Genomic DNA, 22,584 nt, shown 5'->3' on the forward strand with positions numbered 1-22,584 from the left:
AGGCGCCGGCCGTCAGCTCCAGCGCGCCTTCGCAGCCCTTGGGCGCGCGGACGGGGTTGCAGGCCGCCGCCTCGCCGCCGGGCAGGCGGACGGTGTAGTTCCCCGCCAGGCGCGAGTCGGCCCACAGATAGTCGGTCGAGACATATTGCGCGCCGCTGGTCAGGGCGGCCGTGCGCTGGGTCACGTCGGCGGCGCGGGCGGCCCAGGTGTCGGCGTCGGCGCGGGTGCGGACGATGAAGCCGGCCTTCACGGCGGCGGCGATGCGGTCCTTCTGCGCGACGGGATCGTTGAGCGTCAGGTAGGCGGCGGCCGGCGAGGCCTCGTCGGTGTTGACGAACATCGCCCGGCCTTCCAGCGAGGCGCGCTTGCCGCGATAGAGCGCCACCTTCTCGGGGCCCTCGTCGAGGGCGAAGAACACCTTGCCGCGCGCGGCCTCCAGCGTCGGCCAGCCGCCGGCCAGCACTGCCTCGCGCAGGGTCGGCTTCTTGCCGCGCACCGTGTCGGGATCGATCAGCCGGTCGGGGCCGAACACGCTGCGAATCTCGGCGTCCAGGGCGTCGAACGCCTTGTCGTCGAAGGCCAGGGGCGTGACGCCGCCCGGCACGGTGGCCGCGCCTTCCTTGGCGTTGAGCATGATCAGGATCGGCGCGTGGTCGCGATGGGCGTCCGACCAGGCGCGGACCTGCGACAGGCATTCGACGAAGGTCACGCACGAGCTGCGGAAGTCGATATCGGGCATGTGCAGGGTCTTGAAGCCCGGCTTGGCCAGGGCCTGCGCCACGCGGGGCGGCAGCACCGCGCCCTTGCCCAAAGCCGTCAGCGGCCTGGCGTAGAGGCCGCCGGCAGGATCGTTGACGACGTCGATCTCCAACTGCCGGGCGCCGGCGTCCAGTTGCTCGGCCAGGGGGCGGTGGGCGTAGTCGAGGGCCAGCACCGGCTGGCCGCGGGCGGCGACCATGGCCGCCAGCTCGTCGGCGGGAATGGCCTGCTTGTAGGAATTGTGGGTGCCCACGGCGAGCAGGTCGTTCATCCGCAGCGGCGCGGCCGCTTCCGGCGCCGCCGCCATCGCCACAACCGCCATCAAGCCCAGCATCCGTCACGCTCCGTCATAACAAGCGGCCTCTCTAGCGACGCCGCATGACGGTTCGACGTCAGTGCCACGGCCCCGCCTCGCGACCGGTTGGCAATAATCCGAGGGCGGTCGAGCTTTCGATGTTCGGCTTCATCTGGTTGTTATCAAGACTGCAACACGCTGTCACAATTTCGCCCTAACCGCCGCGCCAGCCGCCGGTGTCCGCTTTGGGACCCCTGGCGATCCAGTTGCAGGGGGTTTTATGTCCACCAACAAGAAGGCGCTGTCGCTCGGCGCCGCCTCGGCCGTCCTGGCCTTCGCCATGATCGCCGCGCCGGCCTACGCCGCCGATCTGTCGGCCGACGCGCCGATCGCCACCGCGCCCGACGCCGACGCGTCCGAGGTCGAGGCCATCGTCGTCCAGGGCTTCCGCAAGTCGCTGGGCGTGGCCCGTCAGGCCAAGCGCGACAGCAGCATCGTCGCCGACGTCATCGTCGCCGAGGACATGGCCAAGTTCCCCGACCTCAACCTCGCCGAGTCGCTGCAGCGCCTGCCGGGCGTGGCCATCAACCGCGAGGCCGGCGAAGGTCGCCGGGTCAGCCTGCGCGGCCTGGGTCCCGACTTCACCCGCGTCCAGCTGAACGGCATGGAAGTGCTGGGCAATGTCGACTCGCCAATGGACAGCCGCGGCCAGACCTCGCGTGACCGCGCCTTCGACTTCAACATCTTCGCCTCGGAGCTGTTCTCGAAGATCGACGTGCGCAAGTCGTTCTCGGCCGAGCAGGACGAGGGCGGCATGGCCGGCACCGTCGGCCTCTACACCGCCAAGCCGTTAGAGTATGGCGGCCGCAAGGCCGCGCTGTCGCTGCAGGGCGGCACCAACAGCGCCACCAAAGACTTCCAGCCGCGCGTGGCCGGCATGCTCAGCCAGAACTGGGACGACAAGTTCGGCGTCCTGGTCTCGGTGGCCTATTCCAAGCGCAAGGTCGAGGAGCAGGGCTACAACACCTATGGCGCGGGCCAGCAGAAGGCCAACGCCGCCAACGTCGTCAATCTCAGCGCCGCCGACGCGCTCAAGGCGACCAATGGCGAACTGATCTTCCAGCGCGGCAACCGCCTGTCGGTCTGGGGCGCCGACAACGAGCGCCTGGGCGTGACGACCGCGCTGCAGTGGCGTCCGATCGAGACGGTGACCCTCACGCTGGACGCCCTGTACGGTAAGTTCTCCAACGACCGCAGCGAGAACCATCTGGCCACCCGCGCCAGCGTCGGCTCGACCATCCTCGGCGCGGCCACGACCCACTCGGGCACGTCGACCGCCGCCCCGGTTTTGCGCTCGATCCAGTACGACCAGTACAGCACCATCCTCTACGCTGACGTCGCCAACACGGTGTTCGCCACCGAGACCCGGCGCCAGGAGACCGAGAACACCTTCAAGCAACTGGTCCTGACCGGCGAATGGGCGGTCACCGACAAGCTGAAGTTCGACGGCCACATCGGCCAGGAGACCTCGGACTACGACATCCCGATCTCGGACAAGTTCTACACCGAGGCGTTCGGCGACCTGATCACCGACTACCGCGGCAAGACGGCCAAGAACACCTATGGCTGGAACACCACCGACCCGAACAACTACCGCGCCCACGAGATCGACTTCTCGGCCACCTATCAGACGACCGAGCTGAAGAACGCCGAGTTCAATGGGGCCTACAAGTTCACCGACGACGTGGTCCTCAAGGGCGGCCTGTCGTTCCGCGGCTTCAAGAACTCGGGCTACACCCAGACCAATGACGACGTGAACAAGACGGCCTGGGAAAAGGGCACGCTCGATGATCGGGTCACCAACTACTACAAGATCTTCAGCCAGCATAAGGACCAGTCCTGGCTGATCGTCGATTGGGACAAGGCCCTGGCCCAGTACAACGTCACCCGCACCCTCAGCGCGCCCAAGTCCATCTACGAGGTCGAGGAAGAGACCAAGGCCGGCTACGTGCAGCTGGACTGGAAGACCGAACTGGCGGGCATGTCGCTGCGCGGCAATGTCGGCGCGCGCGCCTACGACACCGAGCTGACCTCCTCGGGCGTGACGACCCGGCTGACCGGGGGCGTCTCCTACAACGTCCCGGCGACGGTCAGGAAGAGCTACTCCGGCGTCCTGCCGTCCTTCAACGCGGTGCTCGAGGTCTCCGACCAGTTCCAGATCCGCGCCGCCGCCGCCCAGAACATCAACCGCCCGGCCCTGGCCGCCTACGCCATGAACGGCACGATCAGCGTCGACGGCTCGACGGTGACGGTGTCGACCGGCAATCCGGACCTCGACCCCTACACCTCGGACGAGTTCGACCTGTCGGCCGAATGGTACTTCGGCAGCGTCGGCATGCTGACGGCCGGCGTGTTCCACAAGAAGATCGACGGCCTGGTCAGCAGCCAGACCGTCAACAACGTGCCCTATTCGAGCACGGGCCTGGCCGAAGGGCTCTATCCGGGCGTCACCGGCACGACCAGCGTCGCGGCCTATACCCGCCAGGTGAACCTCAACGAGGCGACGCTGACCGGCCTGGAACTGAGCGCCCAGAGCGACTTCTTCTTCCTGCCGGGTCCGTTTAAGAACATGGGCGTGGTCGCCAACCTGACGCTGATCGACTCCGAGACGGTCAACAGGATCAACGGCCTCGACATCAAGGGCGAGATCTACGGGATGTCCGACCTGAACTCGAACATCACGGTCTATTACGAGACCGCCAAGTGGGGCGGCCGGGTGTCGTCGAACTATCGCTCTGACTACACGATCGACAACGGCGGCTTCGAGGCGACGACCTATGTCGACGCGGCGGCCTTCTATCAGCTGTCGCCGCGCGTGCGTCTGACCCTGGACGGCGTGAACCTCACCGACGAGCGCGAGGCCCAGTACAACAGCTTCTGGGTCTACGACACGGTCAAGAAGATCAACGTCACCCAGCCCGGCGCCCAGCGCCTGTGGAACCACACCAAGAGCGGTCGGACCGTCTTCTTCGGCGCCAACATCCAGTTCTGAGGCGCTTGCTCCTCTGACTGAAGAGCGCCCCGGAGCTGCAAGGCTCCGGGGCGTCGTCGTTTCCGGAGAGGCTTGCCGGGCGGCGAGGACTCATTTATATCCGACTGGTCGGTTATAAATGAGGTTGGCCATGGGCCGCAAACGCATCGTCGATCGTGACGCCGTGCTCGACGCCGCCGAGGCCGTCGTGGCCCGGGACGGCGCCGCGCGCCTGACCCTCGACGCCGTGGCCGAGCAGGCCGGCATCGGCAAGGCCACCGTGCTCTACGACTTCAAGACCAAGGCGGCGCTGATCGACGCGGTGGTACAGCGGGCCGTCGATCGCGACAACGCCTTCAATCGCGCCATGACGCAAAGCCTGGGTCCGCGCCAGGACGCGGTGATCCAGGGACGGATCCTGGCGGCCGCCGCGCCGCTGCCGGACGACTTCCGCGCCGTGGCCCTCAATCTCTGCGCCGCCCTGGCCCAGGACGCCGGCCTGCGCGGCCGCATCCAGGAGAACCAGCGGACGGTCATCGCCGACCTGACCGCCAACGCCGCCAGCCCGCGCGGCGCGCTGCTGGCCTATCTGGCGCTGGAGGGGCTTAAGCTGCTCGAGGCGCTCGACTACCACGCCTGGCCGGACGACGAGCGCGCCCGGATCCTGCGCGAGATCAACTGGCTGGCGACGACGGCGCCCGACGGCGATGCGCCGCTGCCGTCGCCGACCGCGACCTGACACCTCTCCACTAGGACCACAGACCATGACTTCCATCGAACCCGCCGCCGGCGGGCGCGCCCCCACGCGCCTGTTTCTCACCGGCGGCAGCGGCTATGTCGGCCGCAACCTGATCCGCCGCTTCGTCGCAGACGGCGTCCAGGTGGTGGCCCTGGCGCGCAGCCCCGAGACGATCGCGACGGTCAGCGGCCTCGGCGCCGAGCCCTTCGCGGGCGACCTGTTCGATCCCGCCCTGGCGCAGGGCATGGCCGGCTGCCAGGCCCTGGTCCACGCCGCCGCCGACACCGACCACGGCGCGGGCGTGCAGGCGCGGCTACGGCGGATCAATGTCGAGGGGACCCGCGCCGTGCTGGCGGCGGCGAGGACGGCGGGCGTGTCGCGCGTGGTGCTGATCAGCACGGAGTCCGTGCTGCTCGACGGCGCTCCCCTGCACGACGCGACCGAGGACCAGCCCTATCCGCGCCATCCGGCGGGCGCCTATTCGCGCACCAAGGGCGAGGCCGAGCGGCTGGCGCTGGCGCAGAGCGAACCCGGCTTCGAGGTCGTGGCCGTGCGGCCGCGTTTCGTCTGGGGGCGCGACGACACCACGGCCCTGCCGCAGCTGGCCGGAGCGGTGCGTTCGGGCGCCTTCGCCTGGATCGACGGCGGCCGCTACGCGACCTCGACCACCCATGTGGCCAATCTCTGCGAGGGCGTGGTCCTGGCCCTGGCCAGGGGGCAGGGCGGCCAGGCCTATTTCGTCACCGACGGCGAGCCGGTCGAGTTCCGCACCTTCGCCACGCAGCTCCTGGCCACCCAGGGCCTGACGCCGCCGGACAAGACGGTTCCGGGCGGCGTGCTGCGGGTGATCGCCACGATCGGCGACGCTCTCGCGGCCCTCAGCGGCGGGCGGATCACGGGTCCGCTCAGCCGTCAGGTGTACGCCACCTCGGCGGTCGAGGTGACGCTGAACATCGCCAAGGCGCGCGCCACGCTCGGCTATGAGCTGGTCGTCACGCGCGCGCAGGGTCTGGTGGAATTAGAAGGAGCCTAGCCGAACAGCGGCACCGGTCCTCGGCCGCCGCCGTTCCACGTCGCCCAGTTGGGGAAGACGTAGGGCAGGTCGGTCGCCGAGACGCCGTACCACTGGGCGATGGCGCCGATATATTCCTCGACGGCGATGCTGGGGATCCAGCGGCCGTCGGTATAGGCGTCTTCGGGCCCGCCCAGGGTGGTGTCCGGATAGCGGCCGTGGACCTTGCGCGAGGCCAGGGCCGAGCCGATCACCAGGTGATTGTTGCCCCAGGCGTGGTCGGTGCCGGCGTTGCCGTTCGGCGTGTAGACGCGGCCGAAGTCCGACATCGTGAAGGCGGTGACGTTGTTGGCCAGGCCCAGCGCCTTCATCGCCTTATAGAAGGCCGCTAAGGCTAGGGCGAGGTCGGCATAGAGGGTCGCGTGGGTCGACAGCTCGCTGGCGTGGGTGTCGTAGCCGCCCTGGCTGACGAAGAAGGTCTGCTTGGCGTGGCCCAGGGTGTTGCGGGCCTCGATCATCCGCGCCGCCCGCAGCAACTGGCGGGAGATGTCGCTGGTCAGGGTCGCGCCCGTGGTCGGGTTCTTGAAGTACTGGTCCACCGTCGACGTCGTCGAGGTGATGATGGTGTTGGCCGTCGCCGCCTGGGCGTAGGCCGACGACATGCCGCGGCTGGTCATGTCGGTCACCGCCCCGAACGCGGTGGCGTCCGAGAAGGTGTTCAGCGCCGATTGGCGGGCGATCACGGCCGCGTCGGTGCTGGCGGCGTTGTAGCCACTGCGCGCGATGCCGCCGGTCGAGGGCAGGATCAGCGGCGACTTGCTGGAGCCGATCAGGGCCAGCTGCGAGCCGGCGATCGAGACCAGCGGCGGCGACTCGGCCGCGTCGGCGCGGTCGAGGATGCGGCCCATGTAGCCGTCGAGGTTCTTCTCGCGGGTCCGCATGCCCTGCCACTGGTTCTGCTGGTCCTCGTGGGACATCAGGTTCAGCGGCCGCAGATCGGGGCGGTTCTGGTACAGGGTCTTGGTCAGAGGCTGGAACAGGGTGCCGCTGTTGAGCACCACGCTCAGCGCGCCTTCGTCCCAGACGTCCTTCAGCGGCGCCATGGCGGCGTGCAGACCGAAGGCCGTGCCGCTCAGGGGCACCAGGCTGTCCTTCTGCAGGGCGATGGCCGCGCGCTGGCTGGCATAGGCCGTGTACCGGTCGTCGGTGGGCACGACCATGTTCCAGGCGTCGTTGCCGCCGAACAGGAAGACCCCGACCATGGCCCGATAGCTCGAGGTGTCGGCGATGGCCGCCGAGATCCCGATCTGGGCGAGGGCGGCGGTAGCGGAGGCGCCGGCGAGGAGCCGGCCGAAATCACGACGGGAGAGGGTCATCAGCGGTCGACCTGGAAGTTGGGGGCGGTGGCGACGATGTAGAGGGCGACCTGCGCGCGCTTGTGCGCCTGGGCGGCGGCGTCGGTGTTCTTGACGGTGGCCATGGCGGCCGACAGCGCGCTGCGCTGGGCCGAGGTCATGGTGCCGTTGAGGAACACCAGGTCCAGACGGTCGAGCAGCTTGCTCTCGTCGGCGGCCAGGGCGTCCCAGTCGGTCCAGGCCGTCTGCAGGCCGGTCGAACCGGAGATGCTCGACTGCACCTGGAACTCGGTGCGGGTCTGCTCGCCGCCCATCGTCCAGTCCCAGGCCAGGTTGTGGCGGGCGATGATGGTTGAGGTGGTCATCAGCTTGCTGACCGGGCTGACCTGGCCCGAGCCCAGCGGCAGCGGGAAGTCGTACGGATAGAAGTTGAACACCGAGGGCGAGCGGAACGGCATCTGGCCCAGGGTGGTGTCGCGATAATAGAAGGCGTAGCCGTCCGACTTCAGGCCCATGCCGCGGGCCAGGCTGGTCAGGAACAGCACCGGCTCCTTGACCTTGCCCGGCGTCGTCGACGAGCCGCGCGCCTCGGTGTCGGTCAGGATCGCCTTGATCACCGCCTTCATGTCGCCGCGCACGCCCGAGCCGTTGTCGGCGAACACGGCGGCGACCCGGCCCACATAGGCCGGCGACGGGTTGGCGGTGACCAGCTGCTGGATCAGGCGCTTGGAGACGAACGGCGCGGTGTTGGCGTGCTTGAACACCGCATCGACCACGGCGTCCACATTGGCCTGCTGGGTGGCGCCGGCCGGAATGGTGGCGCCGAGGAAGGTCTTGGCGCCGGTGTCGAACCGCGTGCTGATGACGATCATCGGCTTGGAGTAGTCGATCTTCGTCCAGTCGCCGCCGGCCTCGAGCTTGGGATAGGTCCAGCCGGTGAGGGCGCGGGCCACGTCCTTGACGTCGGCGTTGCTGTAGGTGGCGATGGTCGCGCCGTCCGACCCGGTCTTGGCCGTGCCGTCCATGTTCAGCATCACGGTGCCGACCGAGAACAGCTGCATCAGCTCGCGGGCGTAGTTCTCGTTGGGCGCCGACTTGCTGCTGTCGACCATGTCCAGGTAGTTGCCCATGAACGGGTTCAGGGTCGCCTGGGCCAGGATGTCGCGATAGTTGCCGAAGGCGTTGGCCAGCAGGATCTGGTTGAAGGTCGCCAGGCCCGCGGTGGTGTGCACCTCGAGGTCGGACGCCACGACGATCTGCGACAGGGCGAAGGCCACGCGCTGGCGCAGTTGGTCGTCCTTGCCCATGGCGTTCGAATAGAACCGCATCGCCACCGGCATGGCGCCGAAGTTGTCCCGGTTGCAGTAGCTGAGATCCGTGCCGGTCAGGTTCTGGTCGGTGCAGTGGGTGCTCTTCACCGGCTTGGCGGCGATGTCGGCATAGGTGCTGTCGCTCAGCGCCAGCTGCTGGTCGATCCAGGCCGAGGCGCTCTTGGCGGCGACGATCTGCTCGATCAGGGCCGGGGTCGGTCCGAAGCTGGCCTGTTTGGCCAGGCGCGAGGCCTCGGCCGCCGTGATCACCGCCGGCGCCACGGGCGTGGTCGGCGTCGGAGTGGGCGTGGTCGGCGTGGTGGGCGAGCCGCTTTCGGACGACGACGAACCGCCGCCGCCACCGCCGCCGCAGGCGGAGAGGATGAGAGCCAGGGCGATCCCGGCGCTCGACGCTAGAAGTCTGGTACGCATGACAAAAGATCCCCGATCACGCCCGCGGGACGGGCGTGCTGAACACAAAGAAAAAGGGTTGGAGGCGGCCGCTATCGGTCGATGAACAGGATCTCCCGGACGGCGCGGACGCCGTCCGGGCGATGGAGCTGGATGAAGACGTCAACGACGCGTTCGACGTGGTCGACCACGTCCTGGCGTCGCAGGTTGGCGCCGGCCTGCAGGGCCATCAGCGCCAGCTGCTCGACCGCGCCGCGCGGATCGTCGGCGTGCACCGTGGTCATCGAGCCGGGATGGCCGCTGGAGACGGCGCGCAGGAAGCTGAAGGCCTCGGCCCCGCGCAGCTCGCCCAGGATGATCCGGTCGGGCCGCAGGCGCAGGCTGGCTTGAAGCAGGTCCTCCGTGCCGACTCGCGCCTGGCCCTGATCGCCCTTGGCGGCCACCAAGCCGACGGCGTTGGGATGCACCAGGCGGATTTCCGGGGCGTCCTCGATCAGGACGAGCCGCTGATCGCGCGGGATTTCCTTCAGCAGGGCGTTGAGGAAGGTGGTCTTGCCGGTGGAGGTGCCGCCGCTGACCACGATGTTCTTGCCCGCGCGGACGGCCGCCGACAGGAAGCCGCGCACGTCGCCGGCGTCGAGCAGGGCCCGCAGAGCCGCGTCCGGACGGACCGGCGGGGTGGTCGCCTGGTCGAAGGCGCCGGCCGACGCGTAGTCGTCGAGCGACAGGTCCGAGACCACGTGCTTGCGGATGGCCATGACGATCCCGCCGCGCGTGGCGGGCGGGGCCACCACCTGCACCCGGGCGCCGTCCGGCAGCACGGCCGACAGCAGGGGGTGCTCGCGGCTGACGCCCTGGTGGGCGAGGGCCGCCACCTGGCGCGCCAGGCGCCAGAGGTTGGTCTCGTCGAGCTCGGGCACGGCGACCTTGGCGACCGCGCCGCCCAGCCGCTCGACCCACAGCTCGCCAGGGCCGTTGACATAGAGGTCGGTCACCGCCGGATCGGCCAACCACGGCGCCAGCGGCGCCAGGTAGGCCTCCAGATAGACCCCCATCGGGGCGTGGTGGGTCATCGGCCCGCCCGCACGCCGGAGAAGTCGAGGTCGCGGGCGACGAAGATCGTCACCGGCGCGCCCTGCGGCGTCTTGATGGTGGGCGAGGTGGTGTTGGCCTTGGCGCTGCTGGCGAGGTTGGCCATGTCCGAGGCCGAGCCGATGTAGATCTGCGAATTGGCCCGGGTGTTGCTGACCGCCGCAACGCCGGCGCTGAGCACCGAGGTCAGGATCGAGCCGCCGAAGCGCGTGAAGAAGTGGCTGTCGACCTTGCCCTCGATCCCGCCGCGACCCAGCGGGTCGGCGGCCGGCGAGCCGATCTGGATCGACACGCCGTCGGGACGGATCACCCGGGTCCAGATCACGAAGACGCGCGAGGCGCCTTGCGACAGGCCCGACTTGTACTGGCCGATCACCCGGCTGCCTCGCGGGATCAGCACGGTCGAGCCGTCGAAGCTCTTGACGTCGCGGGTGACCATGGCGCGGGCCAGGCCCGGCAGGTCGGAATTGATCGCCGTCTCCATGACCGCCGGGATCACCGCGCCCTGCGGCACGATGGCGTCCAGGTCCTGCATGGCCGTGGCGCGAGCCGGCGAGGCCTCGTCCAGGCCGACGCGGTCGGCGAAGCTTTCCTCGGCCGAGAGGGCGGCGGTCTTGATCGGCGCCGGCTTGCCGTCCTTGTCGATGACGGCGGGCTTGGCCGTCGGGCGATCGCCGCCCAGGTCGACGATCAGGGTCGGCGCGCGGCGGCGGGCCGACAGGTCGACGGGCACGGCTTGAGCCGTGGCGACGGGCGCGGGCAGGGCGGCCATAGCCGGGGGCAGCGCGTCGGGCACGCTGTTGTCGACCGTGAACTGCGGCGCCGGGACGGCGGCCGGCAGGGCCGGGGCGGGCGGCGGCGCGGCCAGCCGGGCGACGGCGGCGACAGGCGCGGTCGGACGCGGCTGGGCGTCGGCGCGGTGGGCCGACAGCCAGGCGAAGACGCCCAGGCCCAGCACGCCGAAGCCGGCCAGGATGGCGATGTTCGAGACGCCGGCGCCGCGCGCCACGGTCGGGCGGGCCTGGGCGTCGGCGGCGGCCAGATCGTCGACGACGTCCGGCTGCTGGCGGGGATCGATATCGGTCATCGGGCGATCTCCGCGGAAGGGGCGGTCCAGCCGGCGTTGACGATGGTGGCGCTGGCCTTGTCGCTGCGCAGGACGAAGCGCGGGGCGATGCGGTCGACGGCCAGGTAGCCGTCCTTGACCACGGCGTTGGCCAGGCCCTCGGCCCCGTCGGCGCCGACGACGAAGATGGCCGGCAGGTCGGCCTGCTGCGGCCAGGCGAAATAGGTGGCGCGGCCGTCGTCGAAGATCCGCGACGGGGCCAGGCCGGTCGCGCCCTGGACGCTGTAGGCGCTGTTGTGGGCGATCGGCGCGGCGGGCTTGGCCGGAGGCGGCGGGGCCTCGACAGCGACCGGCGGATAGCGGAAGCGCACGACATAGGCCGCGTCGGCGGTCGAAGCCTTGGCCGGGGCCACCGACAGTTCGAACACGTAGCGGCGGCGATCGGTGACCACGGTCATGTTGGTGGCCGGGGCGCGGTCGACGGGCTTGAGGAACAGCAGGGTGGCGCGCTTGTTCGGCGTCACCTGCCAGCCCAGCGCGTCGCCGATCGAGACGTTCTCGATGCGCTCGTCCGGGCCGAACTCGATCATGGTCTGGAAGCCCATGACGCCGGTCAGGCGCTGCACGCGGTCGGGGTCATAGGCGAAGGTGCGGATGTGCGGGTCTGCCGCCGCATGCACGACCGCCGGAGCGACCGTCTGGGCCAGGGCCGGTGCGGCGACGCCGAGAGCGAGCGACAGGGCGAGAAGCGAGCGCTTCACGGGCGAAACTCCGGTACGGGAAAGCAAGGTCACTGGTCTCTCCGGGCGCCGGCGGCGCTGCGGCGGGGCGAGGCGGGGCGGCGATAGCTGGCGCCGAGCGGCGCGGCGGCCGTGGCGGTGGACGGGGCCGAGGTCGTTGACGGCGTGGCGGCCGAGCGGTCGGACACCACCACCAGGCGGCGGGGGCCGATCGTCGTGGTCGCGGCGGCTGCGGCGGCCTGGTCCTCGCGCCGGGTCATGGCGGCGGCGGCGGCGGCGACATGGGCGGCCCGCGACAGCGGCTCCACCTGCGTGGCCGCCTGGCCGGCGTCGGCGGACGAGGCCGCGCCCTGACCGGCGCGCTGTTCACGCGGCAGCTTCAGGCCGGCGGCCATCACCGACACCGCGATGGCGGCGGCGGTCAGGACCACGGCGAAGACCAGGCTGAGCACCAGCACCGTCACCGCCGGGGCGATGTCGAGCGGGGCGAACTGCTGGGCCGTCTTCAGGGCCGCCAGGGCCTTCAGCGACGGGGTCATCATCGCCAGTTCCAGGGCCAGGCCGATGGTGGCGATCATCGGCAGCAGGGCCAGGGCGACCATGGCCTTGATCCAGCCCTCGACGAGGCCGCGGGTGGTCTCGAACAGCAGCAGGCCGGCGACCAGCGGGGCCAGGGCCAGCAGCACCGACAGCACCACCTTGCAGGCCAGCACCGCGCCGAGGCTGGTGAGCAGCATGGTCAGGCCGCCGATATTGGCCGCGAAGGCGGCGAAGCCCGGCCCGCCCTGCAGGGCGGAGTCGCGCCCGCCGGCCCGGCTGGCGAAGTGTTGGGCCGCGGTCTGAAGGGCGTCGTAGGCGTCTTGCAGGCGCAGATAGGGATCGGCCTTGCCGGCCTCGCCGCCCAGCTTGCCCAGCAGCAGGCCGCCCAGTTCGGCCGGAGCCTTGAAAAGGGCGTCGTAGGCCAGGGTCTCCAGCAGCGCCCAGTTGGTGGCCAGGGCCACGACCGGGGCCATCTTGACCACGGCGATGGTGGCGTCGCCGATCCGCAAGGATCCGCGGCCCAGTACCAGCCGATAGCCCATGAAGGCGACATAGACGGTCATCAGCACCGTCAGCAGGGTCGAGACCGGCGAGCCGGGCGCGGCCAGGGCGGCGTAGCCGGCCTGGGCCAGGCCATGCACCTGGCAGTCGACCGAGCCGATCAGGCCCTGAACCAACGGGGCGTCGGCGGCGGGACAAGCGAGCGGAGTCATGCGGCGTCCCTCACCAGCTTGGCCATCCAGGCCTCGGGCGCGTCGCCGAGCCGTTCGCGCAGGGCGTCCAGCTGGCGCACAGTGCTCTCGCGGCCCGACAGCACCGTCAGCAGCTCGGGCGAGCCGGCCAGGTTCAGGCGGGCGACGACGCTGTCGGTCCCGTGCTTGATCAGGAAGCAGCGGGCGGTGTCGGGCAGGCTGCGAACCAGCTCGAACTCGTGCTCGGTCAGGCCGAAGCCCCCGCAGTAGTCCTTCATCTGAGCCTTGGGGTTGGCCATGAAGATCTGGGTGGCGGCCTGCTCGACGATGGCGCTGGCGATGCGGCTTTCCAGGGCGTCCTGGGCGCTCTGGGTGGCGAAGCCAACCAGGCCGTTGCGCTTGCGCAGGGTCTTTTCCCAGTCCTTGATCCGGGCCACGAACACGTCGTCGTCCAGGGCCTTCCAGCCTTCATCGACGACGATCAGGGTCGGGTGGCCGTCCAGGCGCTGCTCCACGCGGTGGAACAGGTACATCATGGCCGGGGTGCGCAGCGCCGGGTCGTCCAGCAGCTGGGTCATGTCGAAGCCCAGGGTGGCGGCCGACAGATCCAGGCCGTCCTGGGCGTTGTCGAACAGCCAGGCGTGCTCGCCGTTGCCGTGCCACGGCGCCAGGCGCGCGGTCAGGTCGGCGGAGTCCGGACGGCGCGAGCCCTTGAACAGCTCGGCGAAGAACCGCAGGCGGCGCAGCTTGGGCGCCTGGTCGTAATTGGCGTCGACGGCGTCCTTGATGCGGGCCAGGTCGTCGGGCGTCAGGGTCTCCCCGGGACGGCAGACCAGGCGCGCGATCCAGTCGGCGACGAAGCGGCGGTTGGCCGGGGTGTCTTCCAGGGCCAGCGGGTTGAAGCCCGTGGCTTGGCCCGGACGCAGCACCTCGTAGCGGCCGCCGATGGCGCGCAGGAAGATCTCGGCGCCCCGATCCTTGTCGAAGAACACGGTGCGCGGCTTGTACTTCTGGGCCTGGGCCAGCAGGAAGTTCAGCACCACGGTCTTGCCCGAGCCCGACGGGCCGATGATCGTGAAGTTGCCCAGGTCGCCCTTGTGGAAGTTGAAGTGGTAGGGGCCGGCCGAGGTGGTCTCCAGCAGCGTCACCGCCGGACCCCAGTGGTTGCCCAGGGCCTTGCCGACCGGGAAGTTGTGGCCGCTGGCGAAGCCGGCGAAATTGGCGGTCGAGATCATCGCCCGGCGGGCGATATCCTTGAAGTTGCCGGGGAACTGCGCCCAGAAGGCCGGTTCCAGATTGACGTCCTCGCGCACGGCGATGGCGCCCATCTCGGTGAAGGCCGACAGCACTTCGGCGGTCGATTGGTCCAGGCCGTCGAGGCTCTCGCCGCGCACCAGCACCGACAGGTGGTGCTCGCCGAAGGCGGCGCGGCCGCTGACCACGTCGTCCTTGGCGCGGAGCAAATCGGCCTTGAGGCTGACGCCGTCGTCGTCGGCCGCGCGCATGCGGCGCAGGGACAGGTTCATCTTGTCCAGCGTCGGCTGGCGGTCGACGAAGCCGAAGCTCTGGGTGACCACCATCTCGCAAGGCAGGCGCAGCAGGTCGTCCAGCATGCCCGGCGTGGTCTGGGCGGGGTAGTCCTTGACCGAAACGATCGAGGCGAAGCCGCGCGCCAGGGCGCCGGCCCGCGACAGTTCCAGCGTCTCGTGGCCGAAGCTGACGCGGCGATAGGGCAGGTACTCGCCCGCGTCGCCTTCCGGCGCCAGCACCGGGCGCATCTCGCCGTTATAGAGGCAGGACAGGAATTCCAGCGGCTCGGAGCACTTGCCGTTCGCGCCCTCGTACTGGCCCAGCACCCGCGCGCCGTAGGGCGCCAGGGCCGAGACCAGGCTGTCGCGGGCGGCGTCGAGCTCGCGGCGGTCCTGGGTCTTCTGGGTGGCGGACTGGGCCGAGCCCTTGGCCAGGCGCAGGGCCTTGTCGATCAGGCCGCCCTGGCCTTGCAGCGGCCGCCGCACCAGGGTCAGGAACAGGTCGTTGACGTAAAGCTTGCGGCCGGCGAGGCGCTCGCTCCAGTCGGCGTCCACCTGCGCGCTGAAGGCGTCGGCGAACGTGCCTTCGGTGCCCACGCGGGCCTCGCGGCGGACGATATGGTGGTAGACGGCGAAGCGCGAGCTGGCCAGGCCGCGCAGCATCACGTCGCGCACCGCCTTGCGATAGTTCAGCGTCTCGCTGTCGGCGGTCTCGAACGGCAGGCCGGCCAGGTGGATCACCTGGATCAGCAGGCCGTCGCGGGTTTCCAGCGTCCGCTCGTCCAGGTGACGGGCGTAGGGCAGGCGCTTGCCGGCCGACGCTTCCTTTTTCGGATTCACGGTTGGTAGCTGTTGCATCGCCAGGCCCGGAAGTTGGGAACACGGGGGCAGCGGCTGACCTTGGTCAGCCACAGGTCGAAGATGCGCGGCTCGCGCAGGCAGGCCGCGTAGCCGATCGCGTGGACCACCAGGGCCGCCAGCAGGGCCCAGAACGACTTGGTGATCAGGAAGAGCTCGGTCGTGACCACCCCGTTGACGACGAAGTAGCTGTAGGTCACGCCGGCGAACATCTGGGGCCGGGTCAGTGCCCCGAACACCACGTCGCGATCGAGGGGAGCGGCCATCGGGCTTACGCGCCCGAGGCGGTGCGGATGCCGCTGACGATGGTGGTGGCGCCGAACAGGATGAAGCAGCCGACGATGACGGTCGCGCCGTAGCGCCAGTTCATCCGGCCGGTCAGCATCATGAAGCCGACGGCGGCCACGGCCATCACCGCCACGGCGGTGGCGACGTTGCCCATCAGCGTGCCCTGCAGCCACAGCACGCCCGACAGCACGGCCGAAGAGCCTTGCGGGTCGGCTTGCGCGACCTGGGCGTGAGCCTGGCTGGCGGCGGCGGCGAGGACGGTCGCCAGGGCGGCGGCGCGAGCGTTGAGGAACTTACGCATCAGTTCGGGGCTCCGAGGGCGGGAAGGGCGAGGGCCGGCCCGGCCACGGCCATCCGGCCGAGGATCGAGGCGACATAGGCTTGGGTTTCGGCGTAGGGCGGCACGCCGCCGTGCTTGAGGACGGCGCCGGGGCCGGCGTTGTAGGCGGCCAGGGCCAGCTTCACGTCGCCGCCGAAGCGGTTGAGCATCTGGCGCAGGTACATCGCCCCGCCCTTGATGTTCTGGGCCATGTCGGCCGGATCGACGCCCAGGTCGCGGGCCGTGCCCGGCATCAGCTGCATCACGCCCATGGCGCCGCGGCGCGAGCGGGCGGCGGGACGAAAGCGGCTTTCGCGCCAGGCCACGGCCTCGACCAGCTTGGGGTCCAGGGCGTAGTCGGCGGCGGCGGCGTGCAGCTCGCGCCGCACGTCCTCGCTGGCCAGCGTTTCCACCACGGCGGCCTTGGGCGGCGCGATCGTCTCGACGGCGCCGTCGGTGAACACCGCCGGGCCTTCGAAGCGCGTGACCTCGCCTTCGTCACCGATCTCCAGAACCTGGGCGGCGGCCGGGGCGGCGAGCAGACAGCAGATCGCGAGGGCCGCCAAGCTCACGGCCTGGCGGGCGAAATCGAACGTCATCGACGCTCCCGAATGGTTGTGGTTAAAAAATATGCTTAATGAGTATGTATAGGGCGGTGCTGAATCGCGTAATGCGGCAGGACAGCGCATTGAGTTGCTGTTTATCTATGTCGTGAAGTCTACATTTCGGATGTTTTCGCTTAAGCTTGGTCAAGATTTTACGTTCACATTCAAGCTTGAAACTTGACCGGCGAGACGTTTCGGGCGCTGAGCTTCGGCCTGTCATGAGGCCCGGCCGTCACGCGATTGTCGCGCGCCGATGGCATGCGCCGCTCATGCGCTCAACGGCTCCGACCTGCGGTCCACCACTCAACCTGACGTGCGAAGCGCAAGGCGCGGGGTTCGAGGCCCTGACCCGCCGCCTGCGTGCGCCGCTGCTCAGCTACTTCACCCGCCGCACCGGCTCGCGCCTCGACGCCGAGGAACTGGTCCAGGACCTGTTCCTGCGCCTGCTGCGCCGCCGGGGTCTGATGGCGCTGGAAAACGTCGACGGCTACGTCTTCGAGGCGGCCGCCAACCTGCTGCGCGACAAGGCCCGCCGCGACCGGGCGCGGCTCGACGGCGGCCCCGTGGACCTTCAGACGCTGGATCCGGCCGACGACCTGCCCGGCGCCGAACAGGTGGTCGGCGGCCGCCAGAACCTGGCGCGGCTGCGCGCGGCCCTGAAGTCGCTGCCGCCCCGCGCTCGGACCATCGTGATCCTGCGCCGGTTCGAGGACATGACCCACGCCGAGATCGCCGCCCGCCTGCGAATCTCGGTCAGCGCCGTCGAAAAGCACCTGGCCCGGGCCATGATCGTGCTGCGCGACGCCTTGCGGGAGGAGGTCTGATGGCCGGCTCCCCCAAAGCGCCCGACGCCTCGGCCCGCTGGTTCGCCAAGGTCGAGGGCGGCCGGCTGACGGCCGACGAACAGCGCGCCTTCGCCGACTGGCTGGGCGAGGCCGACAACGCCCGGGCCTTCGACGAACTCGAACAGGGCTGGGAAGCGCTGGGCGAGGCCGGCGGCGACCGCGAGCTGCTGCGCATGCGCTCGGCCGCCCTGCGCACGGCCTCCGGTCCCAGCCGCCGGGCGATCTTCGGCATGGCCGGTGGAGCCGCCGCCGCGGCGGCGGCCGGCGGCATCGGCCTGATGATGGCCGGCGCGGCCCAGGCCACGATCCGCACCGGCCTCGGTGAGCGGCTGACGACTTCGCTGCCCGACGGCTCGCGCGTCACCCTGGCGCCGCTGTCGAAGCTGCGGGTCGGCTATGGCGGCTCCAAGCGCGCCGCGCGGCTGGACGAGGGCCAGGCCTATTTCGAGATCCGCCAGGGCAAGCCGTTCAAGCTGATCGCCGGCGAGCAGGTCGCCGAATGCGCCGGCGGCCGCTTCCAGGTCTCGCTGGACGGCGAGCGGGCGCAGATCCTGCTGGAGGAGGGGGCCTTGCAGGTCGCCGCCGAGGCGGGCGGCGCCCGTCCACTGGCGATCCGCGCCGGCCAGCTGCTCTCCGGTCCGGCCCTGGCTCCCGCTGTGACCACCACTACGGACGCCGAGGGCCTGACCGCCTGGCGCAGCGGGCGGCTGGTGTTCGACGACGAGGCGCTCGACGACGTGGTCGCCGCCTTCAACCGCTATTCCCGCGACCAATTGGTGCTGGCCCAGCCGGAGCTGGGTTCGATCCGCATCTCCGGCTCGTTCCGCTACGACGGCGCGCGCGAGTTCGCCCAGGCCATGCAGGCGGCCTTCGGTCTCAGCGTCCGTCAGGTCGGGGCCTCGACCTGGTCGATCGCGGCGGCCTCCACGACCTAGAGACCGCCGTTCGTTGCGTGAAATTTTCACGACGGGATGAGGGTTCGATCACGGCGACGGTTCCTGGAGTCGATCGGTCAGGGGCCGGCGGCTGTTTGGGACCATAGTCATGACGAGCTTCACTTCACGCGCGCTTCGACGCAACCTGCTGGCCTGCGGCGCGGTCGCCGCGCTGGGCCTGGCGTCGGGCCTGGCCTCTCCGGCCCTGGCCCAGACGGGCGGCGTCGCGGCGCTGAGCCTGCAAAGCCAGCCGCTGGAGCTGGCCCTGCCGGCCCTGGCCCGCCAGGCCGACGTCCAGCTGCTCTATGCGCCCGCCCTGGTGCGCGGCAAGCGCGGCGCGGCCGTGGCCGGCGCCCGCACGCCTGCCGAGGCCCTGGGGCGCCTGCTGGCCGGCACGGGCCTGAAGGCCGTCGCCACCGGCGAGCGCACCTTCACCATCACCGCCGCCGCCGAAGAGCGCGCCGAGATCAGCCAGCTGGAAGAGGTGGTCGTCACCGCCCAGAAGCGCTCGGCCGCCATCCAGGACGTGCCGATGGCCGTCGCCGTGGTCGAGGGCGCCGACGCTTCCCGCCGGGGCATCACCAGCGTCACCGACCTGGTCGACGAGGTGGCCGGCCTGTCGGTGAACTACGCCTTCGGCGGCACCAACTACGGCCTGATCAGCATCCGCGGCATCGGCGGGGCCGACGACTACAAGCCCAACGGCAACCCGTCCGTCGCCCTGCATGTCGACGGCGTCTACCAGACCTCCAACGCCTATCTCGGCATGCCGCTGTTCGATCTCGACCGGGTCGAGGTGCTGAAGGGCCCGCAAGGCACGCTCTACGGCCGCAACACCACGGCCGGCGTGATCAACGCCATCACCCGCGGCCCCGGCAAGGAGCTCGAGGGCTCGGCCCGCGTCGAATACGGCAGCTACGACTACACCGAGTTCGAGGCCTCGGCCGGCGGTCCGGTCAGCGACAATCTCGGCGTCCGCATCGCCGTGCTGGCCCAGAACGGCGGCGGGTTCATGACCGGCGCGGGGGCAGGAACCCTGGCCGGTTACCAGCCCTCGGTGCGTGGCGTGGTCCAGACCCAGGTCCCGGCCCTGACCGATCCCGGCCGCCGCGAAGGCTTCGGCGACAAGGACCTGTTCGCCGCCCGCGCCACCATCGACCTCGCCCTGGCCCCCGAGACCGACCTGACCGTCAAGCTGTTCGGCAGCCGCGATCGTGGCGACACCCGCCAGTACGACCGCATCGCCCGCAGCAAGGACGCCACCATCGCCAACGCCGGCGAGAACGCCGACCCCTACGAGTTCTACTCGACCGGCTATCCGACCCAGAGCATCGACATCTACGGCGGCTCGGCCACCCTGGCCCATCGCGTCAAGGAGAACCTCAACTTCACCGCCGTCGGCGGCTGGCAGGGCTCGACGCGGTCGATCCAGGGCAACGGCGACGGCTCGCCCTATCCGGCCTCCTATTTCGACGCCGACGAGAAGCTGAGCCAGGCCTCGCTGGAACTGCGCCTGGCAGACGACACCGGCGGCAAGGTCGACTGGATCGCCGGCGCCTTCTACGTCACCGACGAGGTGCAGTTCGACACCAACTGGATCAGCTACACGGCCCTGACCGTCTACGACAACCTGCACAAGCAGCAGCGGTCCAGCCTGGCCCTGTTCGGCCAGGTCGACTACCGGCCGATCGAGCGCCTGCAGATCTCGGCGGGCCTGCGCTACACGCGCGACGACGCCGACTACAAGGGCAAGAACGTGGACCGCAATCCGTGGGGCATCAGCACCTTCACGACCACCTTCGCCACCACGGCCAACTTCGCCTGGGACGAGACCTTCAACGACGACAACGTCTCGGGCCGCCTGACCGCCAAGTACGACGTCACCGACGACCTCAACGTCTTTGTCTCGGCGGGCACCGGCTATCGCGGCGGCGGCTTCGACGGCACCTCGATCTTCACCGTCGCCGAGACCAAGCCCTTCGCCTCCGAGACCGTGAAGGCCTACGAGGCCGGCCTTCGCTGGACCACCGGCCGCGTGCGCCTGTCGCTCGACGCCTTCCGCTACCGGTTCAGCGAGCTGCAGGCCACCACGCGCCTGGCCAACGACACCAACGGCCGGGCCAATGTCGGCAAGGCCAGCAGCGAGGGCGTCGAGGTCGGCCTCAACGTCCAGGTCCTGCGCAGCGAGCGCCAGAGCCTGCAACTAGACGCCAACGCCACCTGGCTCGACACCGAGGTGCTGTCGTTCAGCTCCAACCGTGTGGCCGACGTGCTGGCGACGGTCGGCGACCCGCTGCCGGGCGCGCCGGACGTCTCGGCCACCCTGGCGCTGAACCACGTGCTGTTCCTGGAGGGCGGCTGGAACCTTCGCAGCCGCCTGGGCGTCACCCACCACGGCGAGGAGAGCAACCGCCTCAACGCCCTGCCGGGCAACACCGCCCAGCCCTACACCCTGGTCAATCTGCGGATGGAGCTGGCGACCCCGTCGAACTGGACGCTCTATGCCTACGGCAAGAACATCACCGACGAGGTCTATTTCCCCGAGCTGAACGGCGCGGCCCGTCTCGTGGGGGCCCCGGCCACCTGGGGCGTCGGCGCGCGGTTCGACTTCTGATGTCGTGAACTAAAGGAGGCCCGCCATGTCCCATCTCACCCGCCGCGGCCTGGTCGCCGCCTCGGCCGCCCTGGCCCTGGCGCGCGCCGACGCCGTGCTTGGGCTGGAGATGGACCGCAAGGCGGGCCTCGATCCCTTCGCGCTCGGCGTCGCCAGCGGCGACCCGAGTCTCGACGGCTTCGTGCTGTGGACCCGACTCAGCGCCGATGGCGCGCCGCTGGATGCGCCCTCTGTGCCGGTGACCTACGAGGTCGCCGAGGACGAGGCCTTCGCCCGCATCGTCCGCAAGGGCCGGCGGGCGGCCTCGCCCTCCCTGGCCCACGCCGTGCACGTCGAGATCGCCGGCCTGCGCCCCGGCCGGCCCTATTGGTACAGGTTCCACGCCCTGGGCGCGGTCAGCCCGGTCGGCCGCACCGCCACCGCCCCGTGCCAGGCCAGCCACGCACGTATCGCGGCGACCTCGTGCCAGCACTTCGAGCTCGGCTGGTTCACCGCCTATCGCGACCTCGTCGCCGCCGCGCCGGACCTCGTCGTCCAGCTGGGCGACTACATCTACGAGAACAGCTACGCCCAGTTTCCCAAGGTCCGCATCTTCGACGGTCCCGAGCCCATGGACCTGGCCGGCTATCGCCGTCGCCACGCGCTCTACAAGTCCGACCCCGACCTGCGCGAGGCCCATCGCCTGCTGCCCTGGGCGGTGACCTGGGACGACCACGAGGTCGAGAACGACTATGCGGATCTCGCCAACCTGAAGGCGCTGGAGGCGCCCGTCTTCGCGCGCCGCCGCCAGGCCGCCTACCAGGCCTATTTCGAGCACATGCCGGTGCGGCCCAGCCTGTGGGCGCCCAGGCTCTATCGCCGCCTGGCCTGGGGCGACCTCGTCAGCCTGCCGATCCTCGACGGCCGCCAGTATCGCTCGACCCAGGCCTGCAACGGCCCGCGCCAGGCCGGCAACCGCCCGCGTCGCGACTGCCTCGAGCTCGAGGCCCCCGACCGCACCATGCTCGGCCCGGGCCAGGAGGCCTGGCTGGCCGACGGCCTCAAACGCGAGACCGCCCGCTGGACCCTGCTGGCCCAGCAGACCCCGATCGCGCCGATCGAAACTCCGGAGGGTGTGATGTCCGACCAGTGGGACGGCTATCCCGCCGCCCGCCGCCGGCTGATCGGCGCCCTGACCCAGCCGGCCGTCCGCAATCCCGTGACCCTGGGCGGCGACATCCACGCCTTCCTGGTCGCCGACCTGCATGCGACGCCCGAACGGCCGGAAACGCCAGTGGTCGCCACCGAGCTGGTCACCACCTGCCTGGCCGCCAGCCACGCGCCGCGCGCCCGCTACGGCGAGGCCCGCTCCCGCAACCCGCAACTGCGGTTCGCCGACATCGAACGGTCCGGCTATCTGCTGCTCGACGCCCGGCCCGACCGGCTGGAGGTCGACCTGCGCGCGGTCTCCGATCAGGCCGATCCAAATGCGACGACGTCCAGCCTCGCCCGCTTCGTCGTCGAGGACCGGCGGCCCGGCGCACAAGGCGCCTGAAAGATCCCGGCGATT

17 protein-coding genes and 1 pseudogene are annotated in these 22,584 nt (G+C 70.3%); 7 read left to right on the top strand and 11 right to left on the bottom strand.

The window, feature by feature from the left end:
- Positions 1-25 precede the first annotated feature (25 nt).
- Positions 26-1,093 (bottom strand): annotated as a pseudogene (locus I4Q42_RS25845) (phosphatidylinositol-specific phospholipase C1-like protein); the annotation flags it as partial.
- Between the two features lie 241 nt (positions 1,094-1,334).
- Between I4Q42_RS25845 and I4Q42_RS01335 the strand changes: the two are divergent.
- The 3 genes from I4Q42_RS01335 (at position 1,335) to I4Q42_RS01345 (ending at position 5,857) form a co-directional block, all read left to right on the top strand.
- Positions 1,335-4,106, top strand: coding sequence for a TonB-dependent receptor (locus tag I4Q42_RS01335; protein ID WP_198574262.1), 2,772 nt, complete (start codon positions 1,335-1,337; stop codon positions 4,104-4,106).
- Between the two features lie 130 nt (positions 4,107-4,236).
- Positions 4,237-4,824 carry a TetR/AcrR family transcriptional regulator gene (locus I4Q42_RS01340; protein ID WP_198574263.1) on the top strand — a complete coding sequence of 196 codons (588 nt, stop codon included), beginning with the start codon at positions 4,237-4,239 and terminating at the stop codon, positions 4,822-4,824.
- A 25-nt stretch (positions 4,825-4,849) separates the two neighbouring features.
- The gene (locus I4Q42_RS01345) at positions 4,850-5,857 is read left to right on the top strand and encodes an NAD-dependent epimerase/dehydratase family protein (protein WP_198574264.1); all 1,008 of its coding nucleotides are present in this window, start codon (positions 4,850-4,852) and stop codon (positions 5,855-5,857) included.
- Here the strand turns inward: I4Q42_RS01345 and I4Q42_RS01350 are convergent.
- The 10 genes from I4Q42_RS01350 to I4Q42_RS01395 all read right to left on the bottom strand — a co-directional run bounded on the left by I4Q42_RS01350 (position 5,854) and on the right by I4Q42_RS01395 (position 16,635).
- Positions 5,854-7,212 carry a DUF1501 domain-containing protein gene (locus I4Q42_RS01350; RefSeq protein ID WP_198574265.1) on the bottom strand — a complete coding sequence of 453 codons (1,359 nt, stop codon included), beginning with the start codon at positions 7,210-7,212 and terminating at the stop codon, positions 5,854-5,856. The genes I4Q42_RS01345 and I4Q42_RS01350 overlap by 4 nt on opposite strands.
- Entirely contained in the window at positions 7,212-8,933 is a 1,722-nt protein-coding gene (locus tag I4Q42_RS01355; RefSeq protein ID WP_198574266.1) for a DUF1800 domain-containing protein, read from the bottom strand. Before I4Q42_RS01355 ends, I4Q42_RS01350 begins: the two co-directional genes overlap by 1 nt.
- A gap of 71 nt (positions 8,934-9,004) precedes the next feature.
- Positions 9,005-9,985 (bottom strand): P-type DNA transfer ATPase VirB11, encoded by a 981-nt coding sequence (gene virB11, locus I4Q42_RS01360; RefSeq protein WP_232792769.1) that lies wholly within the window; start codon positions 9,983-9,985, stop codon positions 9,005-9,007.
- Positions 9,982-11,091 carry a TrbI/VirB10 family protein gene (locus I4Q42_RS01365; RefSeq protein WP_198574267.1) on the bottom strand — a complete coding sequence of 370 codons (1,110 nt, stop codon included), beginning with the start codon at positions 11,089-11,091 and terminating at the stop codon, positions 9,982-9,984. Before I4Q42_RS01365 ends, virB11 begins: the two co-directional genes overlap by 4 nt.
- Entirely contained in the window at positions 11,088-11,831 is a 744-nt protein-coding gene (locus tag I4Q42_RS01370) for a TrbG/VirB9 family P-type conjugative transfer protein (RefSeq protein WP_198574268.1), read from the bottom strand. Before I4Q42_RS01370 ends, I4Q42_RS01365 begins: the two co-directional genes overlap by 4 nt.
- A 29-nt stretch (positions 11,832-11,860) precedes the next feature.
- Positions 11,861-13,063 (bottom strand): type IV secretion system protein, encoded by a 1,203-nt coding sequence (locus I4Q42_RS01375; RefSeq protein ID WP_198574269.1) that lies wholly within the window; start codon positions 13,061-13,063, stop codon positions 11,861-11,863.
- Positions 13,060-15,411: a VirB4 family type IV secretion/conjugal transfer ATPase gene (locus tag I4Q42_RS01380; RefSeq protein ID WP_332872996.1), complete on the bottom strand. Its 2,352-nt coding sequence runs from the start codon at positions 15,409-15,411 to the stop codon at positions 13,060-13,062. Before I4Q42_RS01380 ends, I4Q42_RS01375 begins: the two co-directional genes overlap by 4 nt.
- On the bottom strand, positions 15,408-15,695 hold the full coding sequence (locus tag I4Q42_RS01385) for a type IV secretion system protein VirB3 (protein ID WP_198574271.1): 288 nt from the start codon (positions 15,693-15,695) through the stop codon (positions 15,408-15,410). The genes I4Q42_RS01380 and I4Q42_RS01385 overlap by 4 nt, the downstream gene beginning before the upstream one ends.
- 5 nt (positions 15,696-15,700) lie before the next feature.
- Positions 15,701-16,018: a TrbC/VirB2 family protein gene (locus tag I4Q42_RS01390; protein ID WP_198574272.1), complete on the bottom strand. Its 318-nt coding sequence runs from the start codon at positions 16,016-16,018 to the stop codon at positions 15,701-15,703.
- Positions 16,018-16,635, bottom strand: a complete 618-nt coding sequence (locus I4Q42_RS01395) for a lytic transglycosylase domain-containing protein (protein ID WP_198574273.1) — start codon at positions 16,633-16,635, stop codon at positions 16,018-16,020. Before I4Q42_RS01395 ends, I4Q42_RS01390 begins: the two co-directional genes overlap by 1 nt.
- 275 nt (positions 16,636-16,910) lie before the next feature.
- On the opposite strand from I4Q42_RS01395, the gene I4Q42_RS01400 reads away from it, so the two are divergent.
- The 4 genes from I4Q42_RS01400 to I4Q42_RS01415 all read left to right on the top strand — a co-directional run bounded on the left by I4Q42_RS01400 (position 16,911) and on the right by I4Q42_RS01415 (position 22,569).
- A complete protein-coding gene (locus I4Q42_RS01400) occupies positions 16,911-17,465 on the top strand; it encodes an RNA polymerase sigma factor (protein WP_198574274.1) in 555 nt (184 codons plus the stop codon).
- On the top strand, positions 17,465-18,421 hold the full coding sequence (locus I4Q42_RS01405; protein ID WP_198574275.1) for a FecR family protein: 957 nt from the start codon (positions 17,465-17,467) through the stop codon (positions 18,419-18,421). Before I4Q42_RS01400 ends, I4Q42_RS01405 begins: the two co-directional genes overlap by 1 nt.
- A 109-nt stretch (positions 18,422-18,530) precedes the next feature.
- Complete coding sequence (locus I4Q42_RS01410) at positions 18,531-21,035, top strand: TonB-dependent receptor domain-containing protein (RefSeq protein WP_198574276.1); 2,505 nt, start codon at positions 18,531-18,533, stop codon at positions 21,033-21,035.
- A 25-nt stretch (positions 21,036-21,060) separates the two neighbouring features.
- Positions 21,061-22,569: an alkaline phosphatase D family protein gene (locus I4Q42_RS01415; protein WP_198574277.1), complete on the top strand. Its 1,509-nt coding sequence runs from the start codon at positions 21,061-21,063 to the stop codon at positions 22,567-22,569.
- The last annotated feature ends 15 nt before the right edge of the window (positions 22,570-22,584 follow it).

The sequence above is a fragment of the Caulobacter hibisci genome, assembly GCF_016135805.1.
GTDB lineage: Bacteria > Pseudomonadota > Alphaproteobacteria > Caulobacterales > Caulobacteraceae > Caulobacter > Caulobacter hibisci.

What these genes read in the sequence shown, in the direction of transcription:
- I4Q42_RS01365 (WP_198574267.1), bottom strand. Translation starts at nt 11,091, where the DNA reads ATGACCGATATCGATCCCCGCCAGCAGCCGGACGTCGTCGACGATCTG.
- I4Q42_RS01340 (WP_198574263.1), top strand. Translation starts at nt 4,237, where the DNA reads ATGGGCCGCAAACGCATCGTCGATCGTGACGCCGTGCTCGACGCCGCC.
- I4Q42_RS01335 (WP_198574262.1), top strand. Translation starts at nt 1,335, where the DNA reads ATGTCCACCAACAAGAAGGCGCTGTCGCTCGGCGCCGCCTCGGCCGTC.
- I4Q42_RS01345 (WP_198574264.1), top strand. Translation starts at nt 4,850, where the DNA reads ATGACTTCCATCGAACCCGCCGCCGGCGGGCGCGCCCCCACGCGCCTG.
- I4Q42_RS01350 (WP_198574265.1), bottom strand. Translation starts at nt 7,212, where the DNA reads ATGACCCTCTCCCGTCGTGATTTCGGCCGGCTCCTCGCCGGCGCCTCC.
- I4Q42_RS01375 (WP_198574269.1), bottom strand. Translation starts at nt 13,063, where the DNA reads ATGACTCCGCTCGCTTGTCCCGCCGCCGACGCCCCGTTGGTTCAGGGC.
- I4Q42_RS01405 (WP_198574275.1), top strand. Translation starts at nt 17,465, where the DNA reads ATGGCCGGCTCCCCCAAAGCGCCCGACGCCTCGGCCCGCTGGTTCGCC.
- I4Q42_RS01400 (WP_198574274.1), top strand. Translation starts at nt 16,911, where the DNA reads ATGCGCTCAACGGCTCCGACCTGCGGTCCACCACTCAACCTGACGTGC.
- I4Q42_RS01390 (WP_198574272.1), bottom strand. Translation starts at nt 16,018, where the DNA reads ATGCGTAAGTTCCTCAACGCTCGCGCCGCCGCCCTGGCGACCGTCCTC.
- I4Q42_RS01395 (WP_198574273.1), bottom strand. Translation starts at nt 16,635, where the DNA reads ATGACGTTCGATTTCGCCCGCCAGGCCGTGAGCTTGGCGGCCCTCGCG.
- I4Q42_RS01410 (WP_198574276.1), top strand. Translation starts at nt 18,531, where the DNA reads ATGACGAGCTTCACTTCACGCGCGCTTCGACGCAACCTGCTGGCCTGC.
- virB11 (WP_232792769.1), bottom strand. Translation starts at nt 9,985, where the DNA reads ATGACCCACCACGCCCCGATGGGGGTCTATCTGGAGGCCTACCTGGCG.
- I4Q42_RS01415 (WP_198574277.1), top strand. Translation starts at nt 21,061, where the DNA reads ATGTCCCATCTCACCCGCCGCGGCCTGGTCGCCGCCTCGGCCGCCCTG.
- I4Q42_RS01385 (WP_198574271.1), bottom strand. Translation starts at nt 15,695, where the DNA reads ATGGCCGCTCCCCTCGATCGCGACGTGGTGTTCGGGGCACTGACCCGG.
- I4Q42_RS01355 (WP_198574266.1), bottom strand. Translation starts at nt 8,933, where the DNA reads ATGCGTACCAGACTTCTAGCGTCGAGCGCCGGGATCGCCCTGGCTCTC.